Annotated in this window: 14 protein-coding genes; 5 read left to right on the forward strand and 9 right to left on the reverse strand. The window is 68.0% G+C overall.

Annotated features, from left to right (window positions below):
* Positions 1 to 63 precede the first annotated feature (63 nt).
* Positions 64 to 1,332, forward strand: coding sequence for a TerC family protein (locus WCD84_RS00515; RefSeq protein WP_343280045.1), 1,269 nt, complete (start codon positions 64 to 66; stop codon positions 1,330 to 1,332).
* Between the two features lie 189 nt (positions 1,333 to 1,521).
* Here WCD84_RS00515 and WCD84_RS00520 read toward each other — a convergent pair whose 3' ends face one another.
* From WCD84_RS00520 to WCD84_RS00530, 3 genes are read right to left on the reverse strand one after another with little or no spacing between them, the layout of a single operon-like run.
* On the reverse strand, positions 1,522 to 2,982 hold the full coding sequence (locus WCD84_RS00520; RefSeq protein ID WP_343280046.1) for an efflux transporter outer membrane subunit: 1,461 nt from the start codon (positions 2,980 to 2,982) through the stop codon (positions 1,522 to 1,524).
* Positions 2,975 to 6,142, reverse strand: a complete 3,168-nt coding sequence (locus WCD84_RS00525) for an efflux RND transporter permease subunit (protein WP_343280047.1) — start codon at positions 6,140 to 6,142, stop codon at positions 2,975 to 2,977. Before WCD84_RS00525 ends, WCD84_RS00520 begins: the two co-directional genes overlap by 8 nt.
* An 11-nt stretch (positions 6,143 to 6,153) precedes the next feature.
* Positions 6,154 to 7,455 carry an efflux RND transporter periplasmic adaptor subunit gene (locus tag WCD84_RS00530; protein WP_343280048.1) on the reverse strand — a complete coding sequence of 434 codons (1,302 nt, stop codon included), beginning with the start codon at positions 7,453 to 7,455 and terminating at the stop codon, positions 6,154 to 6,156.
* 161 nt (positions 7,456 to 7,616) lie between these two features.
* Between WCD84_RS00530 and WCD84_RS00535 the strand changes: the two genes are divergently transcribed.
* A complete protein-coding gene (locus tag WCD84_RS00535) occupies positions 7,617 to 8,258 on the forward strand; it encodes a TetR family transcriptional regulator (protein ID WP_343280049.1) in 642 nt (213 codons plus the stop codon).
* A gap of 87 nt (positions 8,259 to 8,345) precedes the next feature.
* On the opposite strand, the gene WCD84_RS00540 is transcribed toward WCD84_RS00535, so the two are convergent.
* A complete protein-coding gene (locus WCD84_RS00540; RefSeq protein WP_343280050.1) occupies positions 8,346 to 8,939 on the reverse strand; it encodes a YceI family protein in 594 nt (197 codons plus the stop codon).
* 310 nt (positions 8,940 to 9,249) lie between these two features.
* Between WCD84_RS00540 and WCD84_RS00545 the strand changes: the two genes are divergently transcribed.
* The 3 genes from WCD84_RS00545 to WCD84_RS00555 are packed head-to-tail and all read left to right on the forward strand — an operon-like array spanning position 9,250 to position 11,128.
* The gene (locus WCD84_RS00545; RefSeq protein ID WP_343255082.1) at positions 9,250 to 9,957 is read left to right on the forward strand and encodes a pirin family protein; all 708 of its coding nucleotides are present in this window, start codon (positions 9,250 to 9,252) and stop codon (positions 9,955 to 9,957) included.
* A gap of 12 nt (positions 9,958 to 9,969) precedes the next feature.
* Positions 9,970 to 10,554 carry a cytochrome b gene (locus tag WCD84_RS00550; protein ID WP_343255081.1) on the forward strand — a complete coding sequence of 195 codons (585 nt, stop codon included), beginning with the start codon at positions 9,970 to 9,972 and terminating at the stop codon, positions 10,552 to 10,554.
* Position 10,555: 1 nt separating this feature from the next.
* A complete protein-coding gene (locus WCD84_RS00555; protein WP_343280051.1) occupies positions 10,556 to 11,128 on the forward strand; it encodes a YceI family protein in 573 nt (190 codons plus the stop codon).
* Positions 11,129 to 11,341: 213 nt separating this feature from the next.
* Here the strand turns inward: WCD84_RS00555 and WCD84_RS00560 are convergent, their stop codons facing one another.
* The 5 genes from WCD84_RS00560 to WCD84_RS00580 form a co-directional block, all read right to left on the reverse strand.
* Positions 11,342 to 12,241: a pirin family protein gene (locus WCD84_RS00560; RefSeq protein WP_343280052.1), complete on the reverse strand. Its 900-nt coding sequence runs from the start codon at positions 12,239 to 12,241 to the stop codon at positions 11,342 to 11,344.
* Between the two features lie 86 nt (positions 12,242 to 12,327).
* Positions 12,328 to 13,440 (reverse strand): alkene reductase, encoded by a 1,113-nt coding sequence (locus WCD84_RS00565; protein ID WP_343280053.1) that lies wholly within the window; start codon positions 13,438 to 13,440, stop codon positions 12,328 to 12,330.
* Positions 13,441 to 13,578: 138 nt separating this feature from the next.
* On the reverse strand, positions 13,579 to 14,787 hold the full coding sequence (gene fabB, locus WCD84_RS00570; RefSeq protein ID WP_343255077.1) for a beta-ketoacyl-ACP synthase I: 1,209 nt from the start codon (positions 14,785 to 14,787) through the stop codon (positions 13,579 to 13,581).
* The gene (gene fabA, locus WCD84_RS00575) at positions 14,787 to 15,302 is read right to left on the reverse strand and encodes a bifunctional 3-hydroxydecanoyl-ACP dehydratase/trans-2-decenoyl-ACP isomerase (protein WP_343255076.1); all 516 of its coding nucleotides are present in this window, start codon (positions 15,300 to 15,302) and stop codon (positions 14,787 to 14,789) included. The genes fabB and fabA overlap by 1 nt, the downstream gene beginning before the upstream one ends.
* Before the next feature lie 659 nt (positions 15,303 to 15,961).
* Complete coding sequence (locus tag WCD84_RS00580; protein WP_343255075.1) at positions 15,962 to 16,339, reverse strand: hypothetical protein; 378 nt, start codon at positions 16,337 to 16,339, stop codon at positions 15,962 to 15,964.
* Between the last annotated feature and the right edge of the window lie 53 nt (positions 16,340 to 16,392).

Consider the following 16,392-nt stretch of genomic DNA (forward strand, 5'->3'; position numbering starts at 1 on the left):
GTTGACGGCCTCGCAACCGGTCGCATGCCATGCTCGCCCGGTTACCTGTCTCCCGGAACTGCGATGCCGACGACCAGCCCTTTTGTGTGGGAAGCCACGATCGCACTGATCATCGGCCTGCTTGTCTTCGACTATTTTTTCCACGTGCGCAAGGCGCACGCCCCGACGCTGCGCGAAGCCACGATCTGGTCGGCGCTCTACGTCGGGATCGCGCTGCTGTTCGGAGTCGCGGTGTGGACCTGGGGCGGTGCCGACATGGGTGCCGAATACTTCTCCGGCTACATCACCGAAAAGGCACTGTCGATCGACAACGTCTTCGTGTTCCTGGTGATCATGTCCAGCTTCAAGGTGCCGCGCGAGGACCAGCAGAAAGTGCTGCTGTTCGGCATCACCTTCGCGCTGATCGCACGCACGGTGTTCATCCTGCTGGGCGCGGCGCTGATCGAGCACTTCTCGTGGGTGTTCTACCTGTTCGGCCTGGTGTTGCTGGTCACCGCCGGCAACCTGCTCGCGCCCGACGACCACGACGACGACAAGCCCAATATCGTGGTGCGCCTGGTGCGGAAGATGTTCCACTCCAGCCCCCATTACGACGGCGACAAGCTGTTCACCACCTACCAGGGCAGGCGCGCGCTGACGCCGATGCTGCTGGTGATGCTGGCGATCGGCGGTACCGACGTCCTGTTCGCGTTCGACTCGATCCCGGCGATCTTCGGCCTGACCCAGAACATCTTCATCGTGTTCACCGCCACCGCGTTCTCGCTGCTGGGCCTGCGCCAGCTGTACTTCCTGATCGGAGGGCTGCTCGAACGCCTGGTCTATCTGTCAATCGGCCTGGCGGCCGTGCTCGGCTTCATCGGCGTCAAGCTGGTGCTGCACGCCCTGCACGAGAACAACCTGCCCTTCATCAACGACGGCGAGCCGGTGCCGGTGATCGAGATCGGCACCTGGACCTCGCTGGTGGTGATCGTGGCGATCCTGCTGGTGACGGTGGTGGCGTCGCTCACCAGTCCCAAGGGCAAGGCGAAGGTGGCGGTCTCGGCGCTTCGGCAGGAGATCGCCGACTACCTGCTGCTTTCGCCCGACAGCGCGCCGGCGGCGCGGCGCGGCGCGTTCGACGACCTCCGCGCAAGCCAGGCGCGCGTCGACGCGCTGGAGCCACGCTTCAAGGCGATGGTGAAGCGGCCCGACGTGCTGCAGCACGACCTGCGGCGCGCGCACGAGGCGCATGCCGCAGCGACCGGGACGCCGCTGCGGTCGAGCGGGCTCGACCTGCCGCCCACGCCGGAGGACGACGGCGACAGCGACAGCGACAGCGACAGCGGCCACTGAGGCACCTCCCCAAGGCGCAGCGGCCCACATTTCCTTGTGAGCAGGCTGCACCCTTGTGGGAGCAGCTACAGCAGCGTTGGCCCGGTGCTGCGGCCTTGCTGGATCGCGGCTATAGCCGCTCCCACAATCGCCGCTGTCGCCGCTTCCCCACATGGGCTTCCGGATGGGCTGCCGGACCCCTGTGGGGAATCAGCCCTGCGGCGTTGCCACCGGTCGTGCGCTGTCTTCGAGCCAGCCACCGCCGAGCACGCGGTACAGCGTGACGCGATTGGCCTGTTCGGCCAGGCGCGTGGCCACCAGTGCCTGCTGCGCGCTGTACAGCGTGCGCTGGGCGTCGAGTTGCGACAGGTAGCTGTCGAAGCCGGCGTCGAAGCGCGCGCGCGCCAGCGACTCGGCACGGGTGGCGGCATCGACCAGGTCCTGCTGCGCGGCAACCTGCGCCGCCAGCGTCTGCGACAGCACCAGCGCATCGGCAACTTCGCGGAAGCCGGACTGGATGGCCTGCTCGTACTGCGCAAGCGCGATGTCGCGATCGGCCGTGGCCATGCCCAGCGCCGCGCGCAGCCGGCCACCCTGGAAGATCGGCAGGTTGATGCGCGGAATGAAGCTCCAAAGCTTCGTGCCGCTATCGAACAGCCCCGACAGTTCGTCGCTGGCCGAACCGATGCTTCCGGTCAGCGTGATCGACGGAAAGAACGCCGCGCGTGCCGCGCCTATATTCGCGCTGGCGGCCGACAGCCGGTGCTCGGCCGCGATCACGTCGGGGCGACGCAGCAGCACCTCGGCGTCGAGCCCGGCCGGAACCGCGGACAGGCCGCTGACCGGACCCACCCTGGCATCGGGCAGCAGCGACGCGTCCACCTGCGCACCGGCCAGCAGGTTCAGCGCGTTGCGGTCCTGTGCCACCTGGCCGGTCAGGCGCTCGACATCGACACGCGCGCCGGCGACCTGGGTGCGCACCTGCTCCAGCTCCAACGCCGAGGTGGCGCCGTACTCGAAGCGCTTGCTGCTCAGGTCCAGCGTCTGCCGGTAGGTGTCCAGCGCGGCCTCGGCCAGCCGCAGCTGCTCCTGGTCGGCGGCAAGCGCCAGCCAGGTGCCCGCGACCTCGGCCACCAGCGACAGCTGTGCCGCGCGCTGCGCTTCTTCCGTGGCGAGGTACTGCTGCAGCGCCGACTCACTGAGGTTGCGCACGCGGCCGAACAGGTCGAGTTCGAATGCCGCAAGGCCGATGCCCGCGGTGTACTGCTCGGTGACCGGGATGTCGCCGCCCACGCGCTCGAGCATTGCTTCCGCGCCGATCGACGGCAGCCGGTCGGCGCGCTGGATCCGGTACTGCGACCGCGCACGCTCGACGTTGAGGATGGCCACGCGCAGGTCGCGGTTGTTGTCCAGCGCCAGCGCAACGACGCCTTCGAGCCGGGGGTCGGCGAAGAAGTCGCGCCAGCCGATGTCGACCATCGGCAGCGCCGCCGCCCCGTCGATGACACCGGTGCCGGGAGCAACGGCATCCGCTCCGGCCGTCACTTCGGGCATCGGCCAGGCAGCGGGGATGCCGGCCTGCGCTTCGGGCGTGGCGGGTACGAGGGTGGCGCAGCCGCTGGCGGCGAGAACCGCCGCCAGCGCCAGCGCGAGGCGTGCGTGCTTATTCATGGTCGATGGCTCCTGCGGAGGCGGGCCGTGCGTCGGCCGTGGCGCGCTGGCCGCCGAACAGCTTCTGGATCACCACGAAGAACAGCGGAATGAAGAACACGCCCAGCAGCGTACCCACCACCATGCCGCCGACCACGCCGGTACCGATCGCGCGCTGCGCGCCCGAGCCTGCGCCCGTTGCGATAGCCAGGGGCAGCACGCCGAGGCCGAAGGCGAGCGAGGTCATGATGATCGGGCGCAAGCGGTCGCGGACGGCCTGCATGGTCGCGGCGATCAACTCCATGCCGCTTTCCACGTTGGCCTTGGCGAACTCCACGATCAGGATCGCGTTCTTGCTGGTCAATCCCACCGTGGTCAGCATCGCCACCTGGAAATAGACGTCACGCTCCATGCCCATCAGGGTGTTGGCCAGCACCGCGCCGAGGATGCCCAGCGGTGCGACGAGCAGCACCGCCGTCGGCACCGTCCAGCTTTCATACAGCGCCGCCAGGCACAGGAAGATGATCAGCAGCGACAGCGTGTACAGCAGCGGCGTCTGCGAACCGGATTCACGCTCCTGGTAGGAAACGGCCGTCCATTCGACGGCGAAGCCGGCCGGCAACTGCGCGGCCAGACGCTCGATTTCGTCCATGGCCTCGCCCGAGGACAGGCCTGGCGCGGCCTCGCCCTGGATCTCCACCGACGGCACGCCGTCGTAGCGCTCCAGGCGCGGCGAACCGTAGTCCCAGTGCGAACTGCCGAAGGCGCTGAACGGCACCATCTCGCCCGCGCTGTTTTTCACCGACCACAGGTTGAAATCCTCCGGGGTCATGCGGAACGGCGCATCGGCCTGGATGTAGACGCGCTTGATGCGGCCACGGTCGATGAAATCGTCGATGTACTGGCCGCCCCAGGCCGCCGCGAGGGTTGCGTTGATCATGTCCTGCGACAGCCCGAGCGCACCCGCCCTGGCCACGTCCACATCGATGCGCAGCTGCGGCGTGTCCTCTTGGCCATTGGGGCGCACGTTGGCGAGCAGCGGGCTTTCTCCGGCCAGCCCGAGCAGCTGGTTGCGCGCGGCAATCAACGCGTCATGGCCCTGGGCGCCCGTGTCCTGGAGATAGAACGAATAGCCGGTGGCAATGCCCAGTTCGGGCATGGCCGGGGGAGCAATCACGAAGATGAAGGCGTCCTTGATCCCGCCGAGTGCGGCATTGCCACGCGCAGCGACTGCCTCGGCGCTGAGTTCGGCGCTGCCGCGCTCACTCCAGTCCTTGAGCTTGACGAAGGCGATGCCGGTGTTCTGGCCCATGCCCGCGAAGCTGAAGCCCTGCACCGCAAACACCGACTCGACCGCGTCCGTCTCGTTCTCGAGGAAGTGCTTTTCAAGCGCAGCGATCGACTCCAGCGTGCGCTCCTGGGTGGCACCGACCGGCGTCTGCACCATCACCATCAGCACGCCCTGGTCTTCGTTGGGCAGGAAAGAACTGGGCATGCGGGCAAACAGCAGACCCATGACCAGCGCCAGGGCCGCGAACACGGCCATGAAGCGCCAGGGGCGGTTGAGGATGCCGCGCACGCCGCGCTGGTACTTGCCGCTGGTCTTCTCGAAGCCACGGTTGAACCAGCCGAAGAAGCGCGCGAACCAGCCGGTCCCGCTGTCGTGGTGCTCGCCCTTCTTCAGCGGCTTGAGCATGGTCGCGCACAGCGCCGGGGTCAGCACGATGGCAACGATCACCGATAGCGTCATCGCCGAGACGATGGTCACGGTGAACTGCCGGTAGATCACGCCGGTCGAGCCGGACATGAAGGCCATCGGCACGAACACCGCCGACAGCACCACGCCGATGCCGACCAGGGCGCCGGTGATCTGGTCCATCGACTTGCGCGTGGCCTCCAGCGGCGACAGGCCCTCTTCGGACATGATGCGCTCGACGTTCTCCACCACCACGATGGCGTCGTCGACCAGCAGGCCGATCGCCAGCACCATCGCGAACATCGTCAGCATGTTCACCGAGAAGCCCAGCGCGGCGAGCACGCCGAAGGTGCCCAGCAGCACCACCGGCACCGCGATCGTGGGGATCAGGGTAGCGCGGAAGTTCTGCAGGAACAGGTACATCACCAGGAACACCAGCACGATGGCCTCGAGCAGGGTCACGACCACGCCCTTGATCGATACCTGCACGAAGGGCGTGGTGTCGAAGGGAACCACAACCTTCATGCCGGGCGGGAAGTAAGGCTCGATCTCCGCCAGGGCGTTCTTCACGCCCTCGGCGGTGTCCAGCGCGTTGGCGCCGGTGGCCAGCGAAATCGCGACGCCGGTGGCCTGCTGGCCGTTGTAGCGGGAGTCGAACTCGTAACTCTCGGTGCCCATCTCGACGCGCGCGATGTCGCCCAGGCGCAGCGCCGAGCCGTCGGGGTTGCTGCGCACGATGATGTCGCGGAACTGCTCCGGCGTCTGCAGCCGGTCCTGGGCGTTGATGGTGGCGTTGATCTGCTGGCCGTCGATTGCCGGCGCACCACCGAGCGAACCGATGGCGACCTGGGCGTTCTGCGCCTGGATCGCGGCCGTGACTTCGGGGATCGACAGCGCGTAGGTGTGCAGCTTGTTCGGGTCCAGCCAGATGCGCATGGCGTACTTGCCGCCGAACACCTGGATGGTGCCGACGCCCGGGACGCGGCTGAGCGGGTCGACGACGTTGGCACCGACGTAGTCGGCGATGTCGACCTTGTCCATGCTGCCGTCTTCGGACACGAAGCCGATCACCTGCAGGAAGCTCGACGTCGACTTGCTGACGTTCACGCCCTGGCGCTGCACCTCCTGCGGCAGCAGCGGCATGGCCAGCTGCAGCTTGTTCTGCACCTGCACCTGGGCGATGTCGCCGTCGGTGCCGGTCTCGAAGGTCACGGTGATGGTCGCCATGCCGTTGGACGACGACTGCGAGGAGAAATACATCAGGCCGTCGAGGCCCTTCATGTTCTGCTCGATGATCTGGGTCACCGAGTCCTCGACCACCTTGGCCGACGCACCGGGATACGTCGCCCGGATCTCGACGCTCGGCGGCGCCACGGTGGGATACATCGACACCGGCAGGCTGAAGATCGACAGCGCGCCGGCGAGCATGATGATGATCGCGATGACCCACGCGAAGATGGGCCGGTCAATGAAGAAACGTGCCATGGCGGTCTCCGTTACTCCTGCGCGGCCGGCGCGGGCTCGGTGGCGGCATCGGCCGCGTCGGTCGTGGCGGTGTCCGCCGCATCAGCGGCATCGCCTGCACCAGCATCGGCATCGGCATCGGCATCGGCATCGTTGGCAGCGTCGCGCGCAGCGGCGTCGTTGCCGGCGCCGGGCAGGCGCGGCGCACGCGCCTCCTCCGTCACTTCGACCGCCGCGCCCGGCGCGACCTTCTGCAGGCCCTCGACGATCACGCGGTCGCCCGCGGCCAGGCCCGACTCGACCAGCCACTGGTCGCCGATGGTCTGGCTGACCACGACCGGACGCTGCTCGACCACGCCCTCGGCGTTGACCACCAGGGCGGACGTGTTGCCCTTGGGATCGCGGGCCACGCCCTTCTGCGGCACCAGCAGCGCGTTGTTGCGCACGCCGGCGCCGAGCTTCGCGCGGACGTACATGCCGGGCATCAGCACGTGGTCGGGGTTGGGCACCTCGACGCGCAGCGAGAAGCTGCCGGTGCTGGGATCCACGGCGACCTCGGAGAACTTGAGGCTGCCGGGATGTGTGAACGCACTGCCGTCCTCCATCAGGATCGTCACCGGCATGCCCTCGGTGCTCTCCAGGCGGCCGGCTTCCAAAGACCGGCGCAGGTCGAGCAATTCGGTGCTGGACTGGGTGAGATCGACGTAGATCGGATCCAGCTGCTGCACCGTCGCCAACGCCTGCGGCTGGTTGGCGGTGACCAGCGCGCCCTGGGTGACGCTGGACTTGCCGATGCGGCCGCTGATCGGCGCGATGATTCGGGCATAGCCCAGGGTCACGTTGGCGGCGTCGAGCGCGGCGCGGGCGGCGCCGACATCGGCCTCGGCCTGCGCCAGCGCGGCGGTGGCGTTGTCGTGGTCCTGCTTGCTGACCGCCGACACCTTGACCAGCTCCGCGGTGCGGTTGGCGGTCAGGCGGGCGGCGGTGCGGGTGGCCTCGGCGCGCGTGAGCTGGGCGCGGGCACTGTTGGCCGCGGCGCGATAGCTGGCGTCGTCGATCTGGTACAGCGGCTCGCCGGCCTTGACCAGGCTGCCCTCGGTGAACAGGCGCTTGGCCACGATGCCGTTGACCTGCGGCCGGACCTCGGCCACCAGCCATGCATTGGTCCGCCCCGGGAGTTCGCGGGTGATGGTCACCGGACGGGTCTCAAGGGTGGCGACGGTGACTTCGGGCTTCGGGGGCTCTCCGCCCTGCTGGCCGCCGCCACAGGCAGTGAGCACTGCGGCAGCAAGGACGACAAGCATTGGGCGGGCACGGCGGAGGGTCGTGGTCATGTGGGCAGGGGCCTTGTGGGAATTCGAAAACATACGCCCAGCAACCGGAGTTCCGCGCTTGCGGCATCGGTGCTGGGCGTTTCAGGTGACGGGGTGTAATATACATACATGAATGTATGTTGGTCAACGGGCTTAGACTGCCCGCCGGACAGGAGGCGTTAATGGCACGCAGGACAAAGGAGGACGCGCAGGCCACGCGCGAGGGCATCCTCGACGCGGCCGAGGAGTGCTTCCGCGAGAAGGGCCTGGCCGGCACCAGCCTGGAAGCCATCGCAGCGCGCGCTAGCGTGACCCGCGGCGCCGTCTACTGGCATTTCAAGAACAAGGCCGAAGTGCTGGAGGCGATGATCAGCCGCGTCACCCTGCCCTTCTTTCATGGCCTGGATCGCGTCTCGCGCCCCGACGGCAGGACGCCACTGCTGGACCTGCGAGAAATGTTGCGCCAGGCCTTCGCGGACCTGGTGCACACGCTGCGGGTGCGCGCCACCCTCGAGGTGCTCGAGCTGCGTTGCGAAATCCCCGCTTCCGACGACGCCCTGGCCACGCTGCGCAAAACCGGCATGCACCAGACCCTGTCGCGCATCAAGGCGGCCTTCCGCCGCGCCGACGCCCTGGGCCAGCTGCGTGAGGACATGAGCGCGGACAGCTGCGCGCGCACGCTGCACTTCGTCATCGGCGGCGCCCTGCGCATGCACCTGGTGGATCCCGAGGAGATCGACCTGGAGCGCGACGGGCTGGCCGCGATCGAACTGGTGCTGCGCGGCTGCGCGCGCGATCCCTCGCAGTTCGACGCAAAGGGCTGAGCGTTCCGGCACTGAAAAGGAGCCGCCGCACCTCGCGATGCGGCGGCCCCTGGCGACGGCGTCTGCGCGCCTGCGCAGTGCCGGGGCTTACTCGCCCTGCTTGGGCACCGCGGCTTCGGTGGTGATGCGAAGCTGCACTTCGTCGCTGACGTAGGGCGCGTTCATGCCCAGGTCGAAGTCGGTGCGCTTGAGCGTGGCCACGGCATCGAAGCCGGCGGCCGGCTGGCTGGTCATCGGGTGGGTGTCGACCTTGTTGATGGTGGCGTCGAGCACCACCGGCTTGGTGATGTCCTTGATGGTCAGGTCACCGGTGATCTTGAGCTTGCCCTCGCCGGCGGATTCCACGGCGGTGCTCTTGAAGGTCGCCTGCGGATACTTGGCGGCATCGAAGAAATCGTCGCTGCGCAGGTGGTCGTCGAACGCCTTCACGTGCGAGGACAGACCGGCCAGCGGGAGGATGACCTCGACGCTGGATGCGGCCACGTTGTCGGCGTCATAGGTGATGGTGCCTTCGACCTGGCCGAAGTGGGCGATCGGGTTCGAGAAGCCGAGGTGGTTCCACTGCGCGACCACGTCGGTATGGCCGGGGTCGATGGTGTAGGTCACCGGCGCGGCAAAGGCGTAGGCCGACGCGGCGGCAAGGGCAAGACCGAGGATGGTGCAGGGAATACGGTTGGACATGACAGGCTCCTGGATGAGGCGTGTGCGTCGCGGATGATGGTGGGCTCGAAAGGACCGGAGGACACGGGTCACCAACCGAGGACGACAGTCTATCGTTCTGTATTCGTGTTTAGTTGCTTAAAAATGAAACAAAAGATCACAAATCTAGAACACGCGCCGATTTGAGACTTGCGTAATAGAGCCCGGCGCCGTCCTCAATGCCGACAATATTGGAACAATGATGGGTAATTGATGCTGTTTATCCCAAACATCGCATCAATCACACTGTCTCTCCACCGCGCAGAGTCGCATTCGCCACGGAGTCCGCATCATGATCACCTACCGCCCCGCCAACCAACGTGGACACGCCCGGCATGGCTGGCTCGAGTCCTGGCACAGCTTCTCCTTCGCAGGTTACAACGATCCCGACCACGTGCACTGGGGTCCGCTGCGCGTGATCAACGAGGACCGCGTGCAGGCCGGCCAGGGTTTCGGCACCCATAGCCACCGCGACATGGAGATCATCAGCTACGTGATCGACGGCGCGCTGGCGCACAAGGATTCGATGGGCAACAGCGCGGCGATCGTGCCCGGCGAGGTGCAGCGCATGAGCGCCGGCAGCGGCGTGACCCACTCCGAGTACAACCACGACCAGGAGGGCCTGACCCACTTCCTGCAGATCTGGATCATCCCCGACACCCGGGGCATCGCGCCCGGCTACGAGCAGAAGACCTATGCCGACGCCGAGAAGCGCGGCCGCCTGCGCCTGGTCGGCAGCCGCGACGGCAGCGAAGGTTCGGTCACCATCCACCAGGATGCGAGCATGTACGCGGGCCTGTTCGACGGCAACGAATCGGCGACGCTCGACATCGCCGCCGGGCGCCTGGCCTATATGCACGTGGTGCGCGGTGCGGCGGTGGTCAACGGCCGCGCCGTCTCCGCCGGCGACGCGCTGCTGTACGCCGACGAGCCGCGGGTGGAGATCACCAGCGGCGACAATGCCGAGATCCTCGTGTTCGACCTGCCACGCCTTCAGTAAGGGAACACCGCCATGCAAATCGTCAATTCCGACCATCGCTGGGGCCCTGTCAGCATGTTGCTGCACTGGGGCATCGTGGCCCTGATCGGCTGGATGGCCTGGCTGGGCCTGACCATGGTCGACCTGCCGCCGACGCCGGCGAAGATCAACGCCTACGCGCTGCACAAGTCGCTGGGCCTGACGCTGCTGGCGCTGGTGGCCGTGCGCGTGGCCTGGCGGCTGTTCGCCGGTGCGCCACGTCCGGTGCCGGGCACCCCGACCTGGCAGGAGCGCATCGCAAGCCTCACCCATATCGCGCTGTACGTGCTGCTGTTTGCGATCCCGCTGAGCGGTTGGGCGTTCAACTCCGCTTCCGGGTATCCGCTGCAGTGGTTCAAGCAGTTCAACCTGCCGGCAATCACCGGGCGCAGCGAAGAGCTGGCCGCGACCGCCATCCAGGTGCACGAATACGGCTTCTGGCTGCTGATCCTGCTGGTGCTGGCCCACGCCGGCGCCGCGTTTTACCACCACATTTTCCAGGGCGACGACACCCTGCGCCGCATGCTGCCCTCGCTGCGCCGCGCCGACGCCACTCCCGACCCGACTTCGGAGCACTGACATGAACACCCGCATCCTTCGCAACCGCATGCTTCCCCTCGCCCTTGCCGCCACGCTCACCGCGATCGCGGCCCCGGCCGCCGCCGCCGACTACGTCCAGTCTTCGGGCGCGCTGAGCTTCGCCAGCGAATACCAGGGCGAGACCTTCGTCGGCCTGTTCCCCGACTTCAGGGCCACGCTGAGCTTCGACCCCGCGGCGCCGCAGGACGCGAAGCTGGAGGTCACCATTCCGCTGGCCACGGCCGACAGCAAGAACGGCGACCGCGACGGCACGCTGAAGACCGCCGATTTCTTCAACGTCGCGAAGTTCGCCACCGCCCGCTACACCGCCAGCGGCTTCCGCAGCCTGGGCGACCACCGCTACGTCGCCGACGGCACGCTGGAGCTGCGCGGAGTAAAAAGGCCGGTGGCGCTGACGATCACCTGGACCCCGGGCCGGCAGCCGGTGCTGGTCGGCAATGCCACGGTCAAGCGCCTGGACTTCGGCGTCGGCGCCGGTGACTGGGGCGACGTATCGATCATCCCCGACGACGTCGCCATCTCCACCAAGGTCACGTTCGCACCCGCGCCCTGATCCGTGCGCCTTTTCCCTTGTGGAAGCCGCCATAGCGGCGAAGCTTCCGCCTTTGTGGGAGCCGCTATAGCGGCGAAGCCTCTGCCTTTTACAGCGGCGAAGCTTCTGCCTTTGTGGGAGCCGCTATAGCGGCGAAGCTTTCCACACAAGCGGCCGACGGCCCGCAACCCGGATCGACCGATCGCCGCCATGGCGGCTCCCACAGGGGTGCGCTCACGACATCGGTTCGGGCTCGCGCATGCGGCCGATCTTCGGCGGCAGCGGGATGAACTCGTCGTTGTCCAGGTCCGGCAGCTTCATCCGCCCGGCTGCCCAGTCGGCGCGCGCCTGCTCGATGCGCTCCTTCGACGAGGACACGAAGTTCCAGTCGATATAGCGCGGCCCGACGGGCTCGCCGCCCAGCGCCATGACCACCGCATCACTGAGCGCTGCGATGGTCGCAGCCTTGCCGGGCGCAAGGACCGCCATGCTCCCGGCCTCCACGCGCTGGCCGGCGACTTCCACCGCGCCCCTGGCAACGTAGACCGCGCGCTCGCTGTATTCCGCGGGCAGCGATGCCCGCGACCCCGCGCGCAGCTGCCAGTGCACGTAGAACTGCGGCGAATCGACCTGCACCGGCGACTGCACGCCCGCCAGCCGGCCCGCGATCAGGCGCCCGACGATGCCATCGCCGTCGAACACAGGCAGCGCGTCGCTGGGGTAATGCCAGAAGCCCGGATCCATTTCCTCCCGCGCATCGGGCAGCGCCACCCAGGCCTGGATGCCGTCGATCGGCCCGCCTTCGCGGCGCAGGCGCTCGAAGCGTTCGGAGTGGGTGATGCCGCGGCCGGCGGTCATCCAGTTGACCTCGCCCGGGCGGATGCCCTGTTCGGAGCCGACGCTGTCGCGGTGCATGATCTCGCCGTCGAACAGGTAGGTGATGGTCGACAGGCCGATGTGCGGGTGCGGTCGCACGTCCGCCTCGGGCGGCAGGCCCGGCGCGAGGTCCTTCGGGCCCATGCGGTCGAAGAAGATGTAGGGGCCGACCATGCGGCGCCTGGCGAAGGGCAGCACGCGGCCGACCTCGAAGCTGCCGAGGTCGCGGGCGCGCTGCTGGATGACGAGTTCGATCATCGACTGGCTCCGGCCTGATGGAAACGGGTTCGCGGGTCACGTCGACTATCGCACCGGGCGCGTGCGGTCGCGTTGTCCCGGATTCCTCAGGCCGGTTCGGCTTCCAGGCGATAGGCGGGATAGTCGGTGTATCCGGCCGCGCCGCCGCCGTAGAAGGTGTCGTTGTCGCCATCGGCGAGCGGCCAGTCGTTGCGCAGCCGCTCCACCAGGTCGGGGTTGGCGATGAAGGGCCGGCCGAAAGCGACCAGGTCGGCGAGGCCGGCGGCAAGGTCGGATTGGGCGCCTTCGCGCGTGTAGTTGCCCGCCAGGATCAGCGTGGTTCCGGCACAGGCCTCGCGGAAGTCGCGCAGGAAGCCTTCGCCGGCATTGTCGATGATCGCGCCGCGGTTGCTGAGGTGCACGTAGGCCAGGTCGCGCGTGGCGAGTTCGCGGGCCAGCGCAAGCGCCGTATCGGCCTCGCCGTCAAAGGCCGGCATGTCGAACACGCGGTTGAACGGCGACAGCCGGATGCCGACGCGATGGCTGCCGATGGCCGCAGCGACGGCGTCGACGGTTTCGAGCACGAAGCGCAGGCGGTTGGCGATGTCGGCGCCGCCGTAGCGGTCGTCGCGCACGTTCAGTCCACCGTTGATGAACTGCTCGAACAGGTAGCCGTTGGCGCCGTGGATCTCGACGCCGTCGAAGCCGGCCTCGATCGCGTTGCGCGCCGCGGCGACAAAGTCCGCGGTGATGCCCGCCAGCTCGTCGGCGGCCAGCGCGCGCGGGGTGCTGGTCGGCATCTGCCCCGGCGTTCCGTCCTCGCGGTAGACGAAGGCCTGTACGCCTTCGGCCGCCTTGGCCACCGAGCTCACCGGCGCGCGTTCGCCCGGCTGCAGCGAACGGTGCGCGACGCGGCCCACGTGCCAGAGCTGCGCGAAGATCGCGCCACCCTCGGCGTGCACCGCCGCCGTGACCGCCTTCCAGCCCTGCACCTGGGCCTTGGAATGCAGGCCGGGAGTGAACAGGTAGCCGCGCGCCTGCTCGGAAACCTGCGCGCCTTCGGTGACGACCAGCCCGGCGCCCGCGCGCTGCGCGTAGTAGGTCGCGGTGAGCGCGTCGGGCACGGTGCTGGCGGCGCGGGAGCGGGTCATGGGGGCCATGACGATGCGGTTGCGCAGGCCGAGGCCGCGCAGGTCGAAGCGGTCGAAAAGAGTGCTCATGACGGGGTCCGGTGTTCCAGTGACGTATGCGTCCAATCTACGTCGCCGGCGCCCGCGGCGGGCGCCCTGCAGTGGAACGATGGATTCCGGACGCGTCGTGCCGTGGCGCCTTGAAGGGCCGCGCCACGGCGCTGCGCATCAGGCGCGCGCGAACACCAGGCTGCCGTTGGTGCCGCCGAAGCCGAAGCTGTTGGACATCACCGTGTCGAGCTTCGCGTCGCGGCTTTCGCGCACGATCGGATAGCCCTCGGCACGCGCGTCGAGCTGGTCGATATGCGCCGAACCGGCGATGAAGCCGTCGCGCATCATCAGCAGGCTGTAGATCGCCTCGTGCACGCTGGCCGCGCCGAGCGAATGCCCGGTGAGCGCCTTGGTCGACGACAGCGGCGGCATCGCCCCGCCGAAAGCGGTGCGGACCGCTTCGAGTTCGACGATGTCGCCCAGCGGCGTCGAGGTGCCGTGGGTGTTCAGGTAATCCACCGGCGCGTGCACCGACGCCAGCGCGTTCTTCATGCAGCGCACCGCGCCCTCGCCGCTCGGCGCGACCATGTCGGCGCCATCGGAGGTCACGCCATAGCCGACCAGCTCGGCGTGGATGGTCGCACCGCGCGCCTTCGCGTGCTCGTACTCCTCGAGCACCAGCATGCCGCCGCCACCGGCGATGACGAAGCCGTCGCGGCCTGCGTCATAGGGCCGCGAGGCTACCGCGGGCGTGTCGTTGTAGCCCGAGGACAGCGCGCCCATGGCGTCGAACATGACGCTCATCGCCCAGTGCTCTTCCTCGCCGCCACCGGCGACGACCACGTCCTGGGCCCCGTGGCGGATCAGGTCCGCGCCGGCGCCGATGCAGTGCGCCGAAGTGGCGCAGGCCGCCGAGATCGAATAGCTCAGTCCGAGGATGCCGAAGGCGGTGGCCAGCGTGGCCGACACCGTCGAGCACATCGTGCGCGGCACCATGTACGGGCCGACCTTGCGCACGCCCTTGGCGCGCAGCAGGTCCGCGGTGGCGACCTGCCACTCGGCCGAGCCGCCGCCGGAACCGGCGATCACGCCCACGCGCGGGTTGCTCACCTGTTCGGCGGACAGCCCGGCGTGCGCGATCGCGTCACGCATCGCCACCCAGGCGTATGCCGCGGCATCGCCCATGAAGCGCTTGCGCTTGCGGTCGATCTCGGCGTCGAGGTCGATCACCGGCACGCCGGCGACCTGGCTGCGCAGGCCGAGTTCCGCGTACGCCGGCGCCGCGGTGATTCCACTGCGGCCCTCGCGCAGTGCACGCGAGACGTCATCAAGCTTGTTGCCAAGGCAGGACACGATGCCCATGCCGGTCACGACTACGCGACGCATCAGTTCTCCTCCAGGTCCTTGAACAGGCCGACCCGCATGCTGCGGACGACGTAGATTTCCTTGTCGTCGACGAAGGTGCGGCCGTCGGCGATCACCAGCGGCACCTTGCCGCGCATCACGCGCTTGATGTCGATCTCGTAGCGCACGCGCTTCGCGCTCGGAAGCACCTGGCCGGAGAACTTGAGTTCGCCGCAGCCCAGCGCCCTGCCGCGGCCGGGTTCACCCAGCCAGGGCAAGTAGAAACCGGCGAGCTGGAACATGGCGTCAAGGCCGAGGCAACCGGGCATCACCGGATCACCAAGGAAGTGGCATTCGAAAAACCACATGGACGGGTCTATGTCGAGCTCGGCAACGATCACACCCTTGCCGTAGGCACCGCCCTCGCTCGCGATGTGGGTGATGCGATCCATCATCAGCATCGGCGGGGCCGGCAGGCGGGCATTGCCTTCGCCGAACATTTCACCGCGACCACAGGCCAGCAGTTGCTCACGGTCGATGGAAGAAGGACGCGTCATGGGACTCCCGGGTCAGTGCGGCGCAGGCGCCGGAAAGGCCGACATTGTGCACCACGCAGGCGGCGGCGCACCTGATCCCGGTCAGCAATCGGGTGGCGGCGACGCCGGGAATATCGATGCGCGTGCGTATGGTGCGGCTTTCTGGTGGGCCCACCAGGATTCGAACCTGGAACCAAGGGATTCGCGTATCCCGAAGGTTTCCCTCCGGCGCGGACTATCTCTTCACCCTTCGCTTTCGCGGGTGGGGTGCGGGACGCTCGAGCCTGTGATCAAGGGCACTGCAGCCCCCAGGTAGTCTCTGCACCTTCCGGCGGTGTACCGCCGGCTTGGCTCAGGGTTGCCACCGTCCACGCCTGGGCGCGCCGCTGAGGTTTCCCTGAATTCATCCCGTTCCCGTCCGCGCATTCCTGCGCGGCGGCACCTTTTCGATGAGTCCCCTGCTCTAACCGTTGAGCTATAGGCCCGTCGGACAATCTTACCCATTCCGGCGATACAAGGGATGGCCCCGCAATGGCATCTGTTCCCGCAGATGCGAACGTCCTGAGCGCGCCCCCACAAAAAAGAATCGCGCGGCCGCGACCAGACGACGAGGACTGGCCACGACTGCGCGACACGATCCCGCGACGAAACCCGTCGCAAGGTTCGTTGCAGTGGACGGCTTACATGCCGTCGGTGTTGTTCTCGCCATCGGCCGCCGCGTTGGCTTCCTCGGCCGCGTCCTGCGCCTGCTCGGCAGCATCGGCAGCCTTTTCGGCAGCGTCGGCGAGGTCATCGCGGCGGGTCATTTCGTCGCCCGTGTCCACCTGGCCGGCAATGTGCGCGGAGGCATCGGCTGCGGCATCGGCAGCATCGGCCGCGGCCTGCGCCGACTGCGCGGCGGCCATGTCGCCGGTGTTGGAGGCGTGCTGCGCGGCTTCCTGGGCTTCGGTGGCCGACTCGGCGGCTTCCTGGGCGGAGTTGGCGGCCTGGTCGGTGTTGCTGCATGCGGCCAGTGCGGTGGCGAAACCGAGGGCGAGAAGGGTCTTGGCGGTATTCATGAAGGGATCTCCTGTTCGGGCGCCGTGGTGCGCCGTGGCGGTCACATTGCATG

This window comes from Luteimonas changyuni, from assembly GCF_039548395.1.
Lineage (GTDB): Bacteria > Pseudomonadota > Gammaproteobacteria > Xanthomonadales > Xanthomonadaceae > Luteimonas.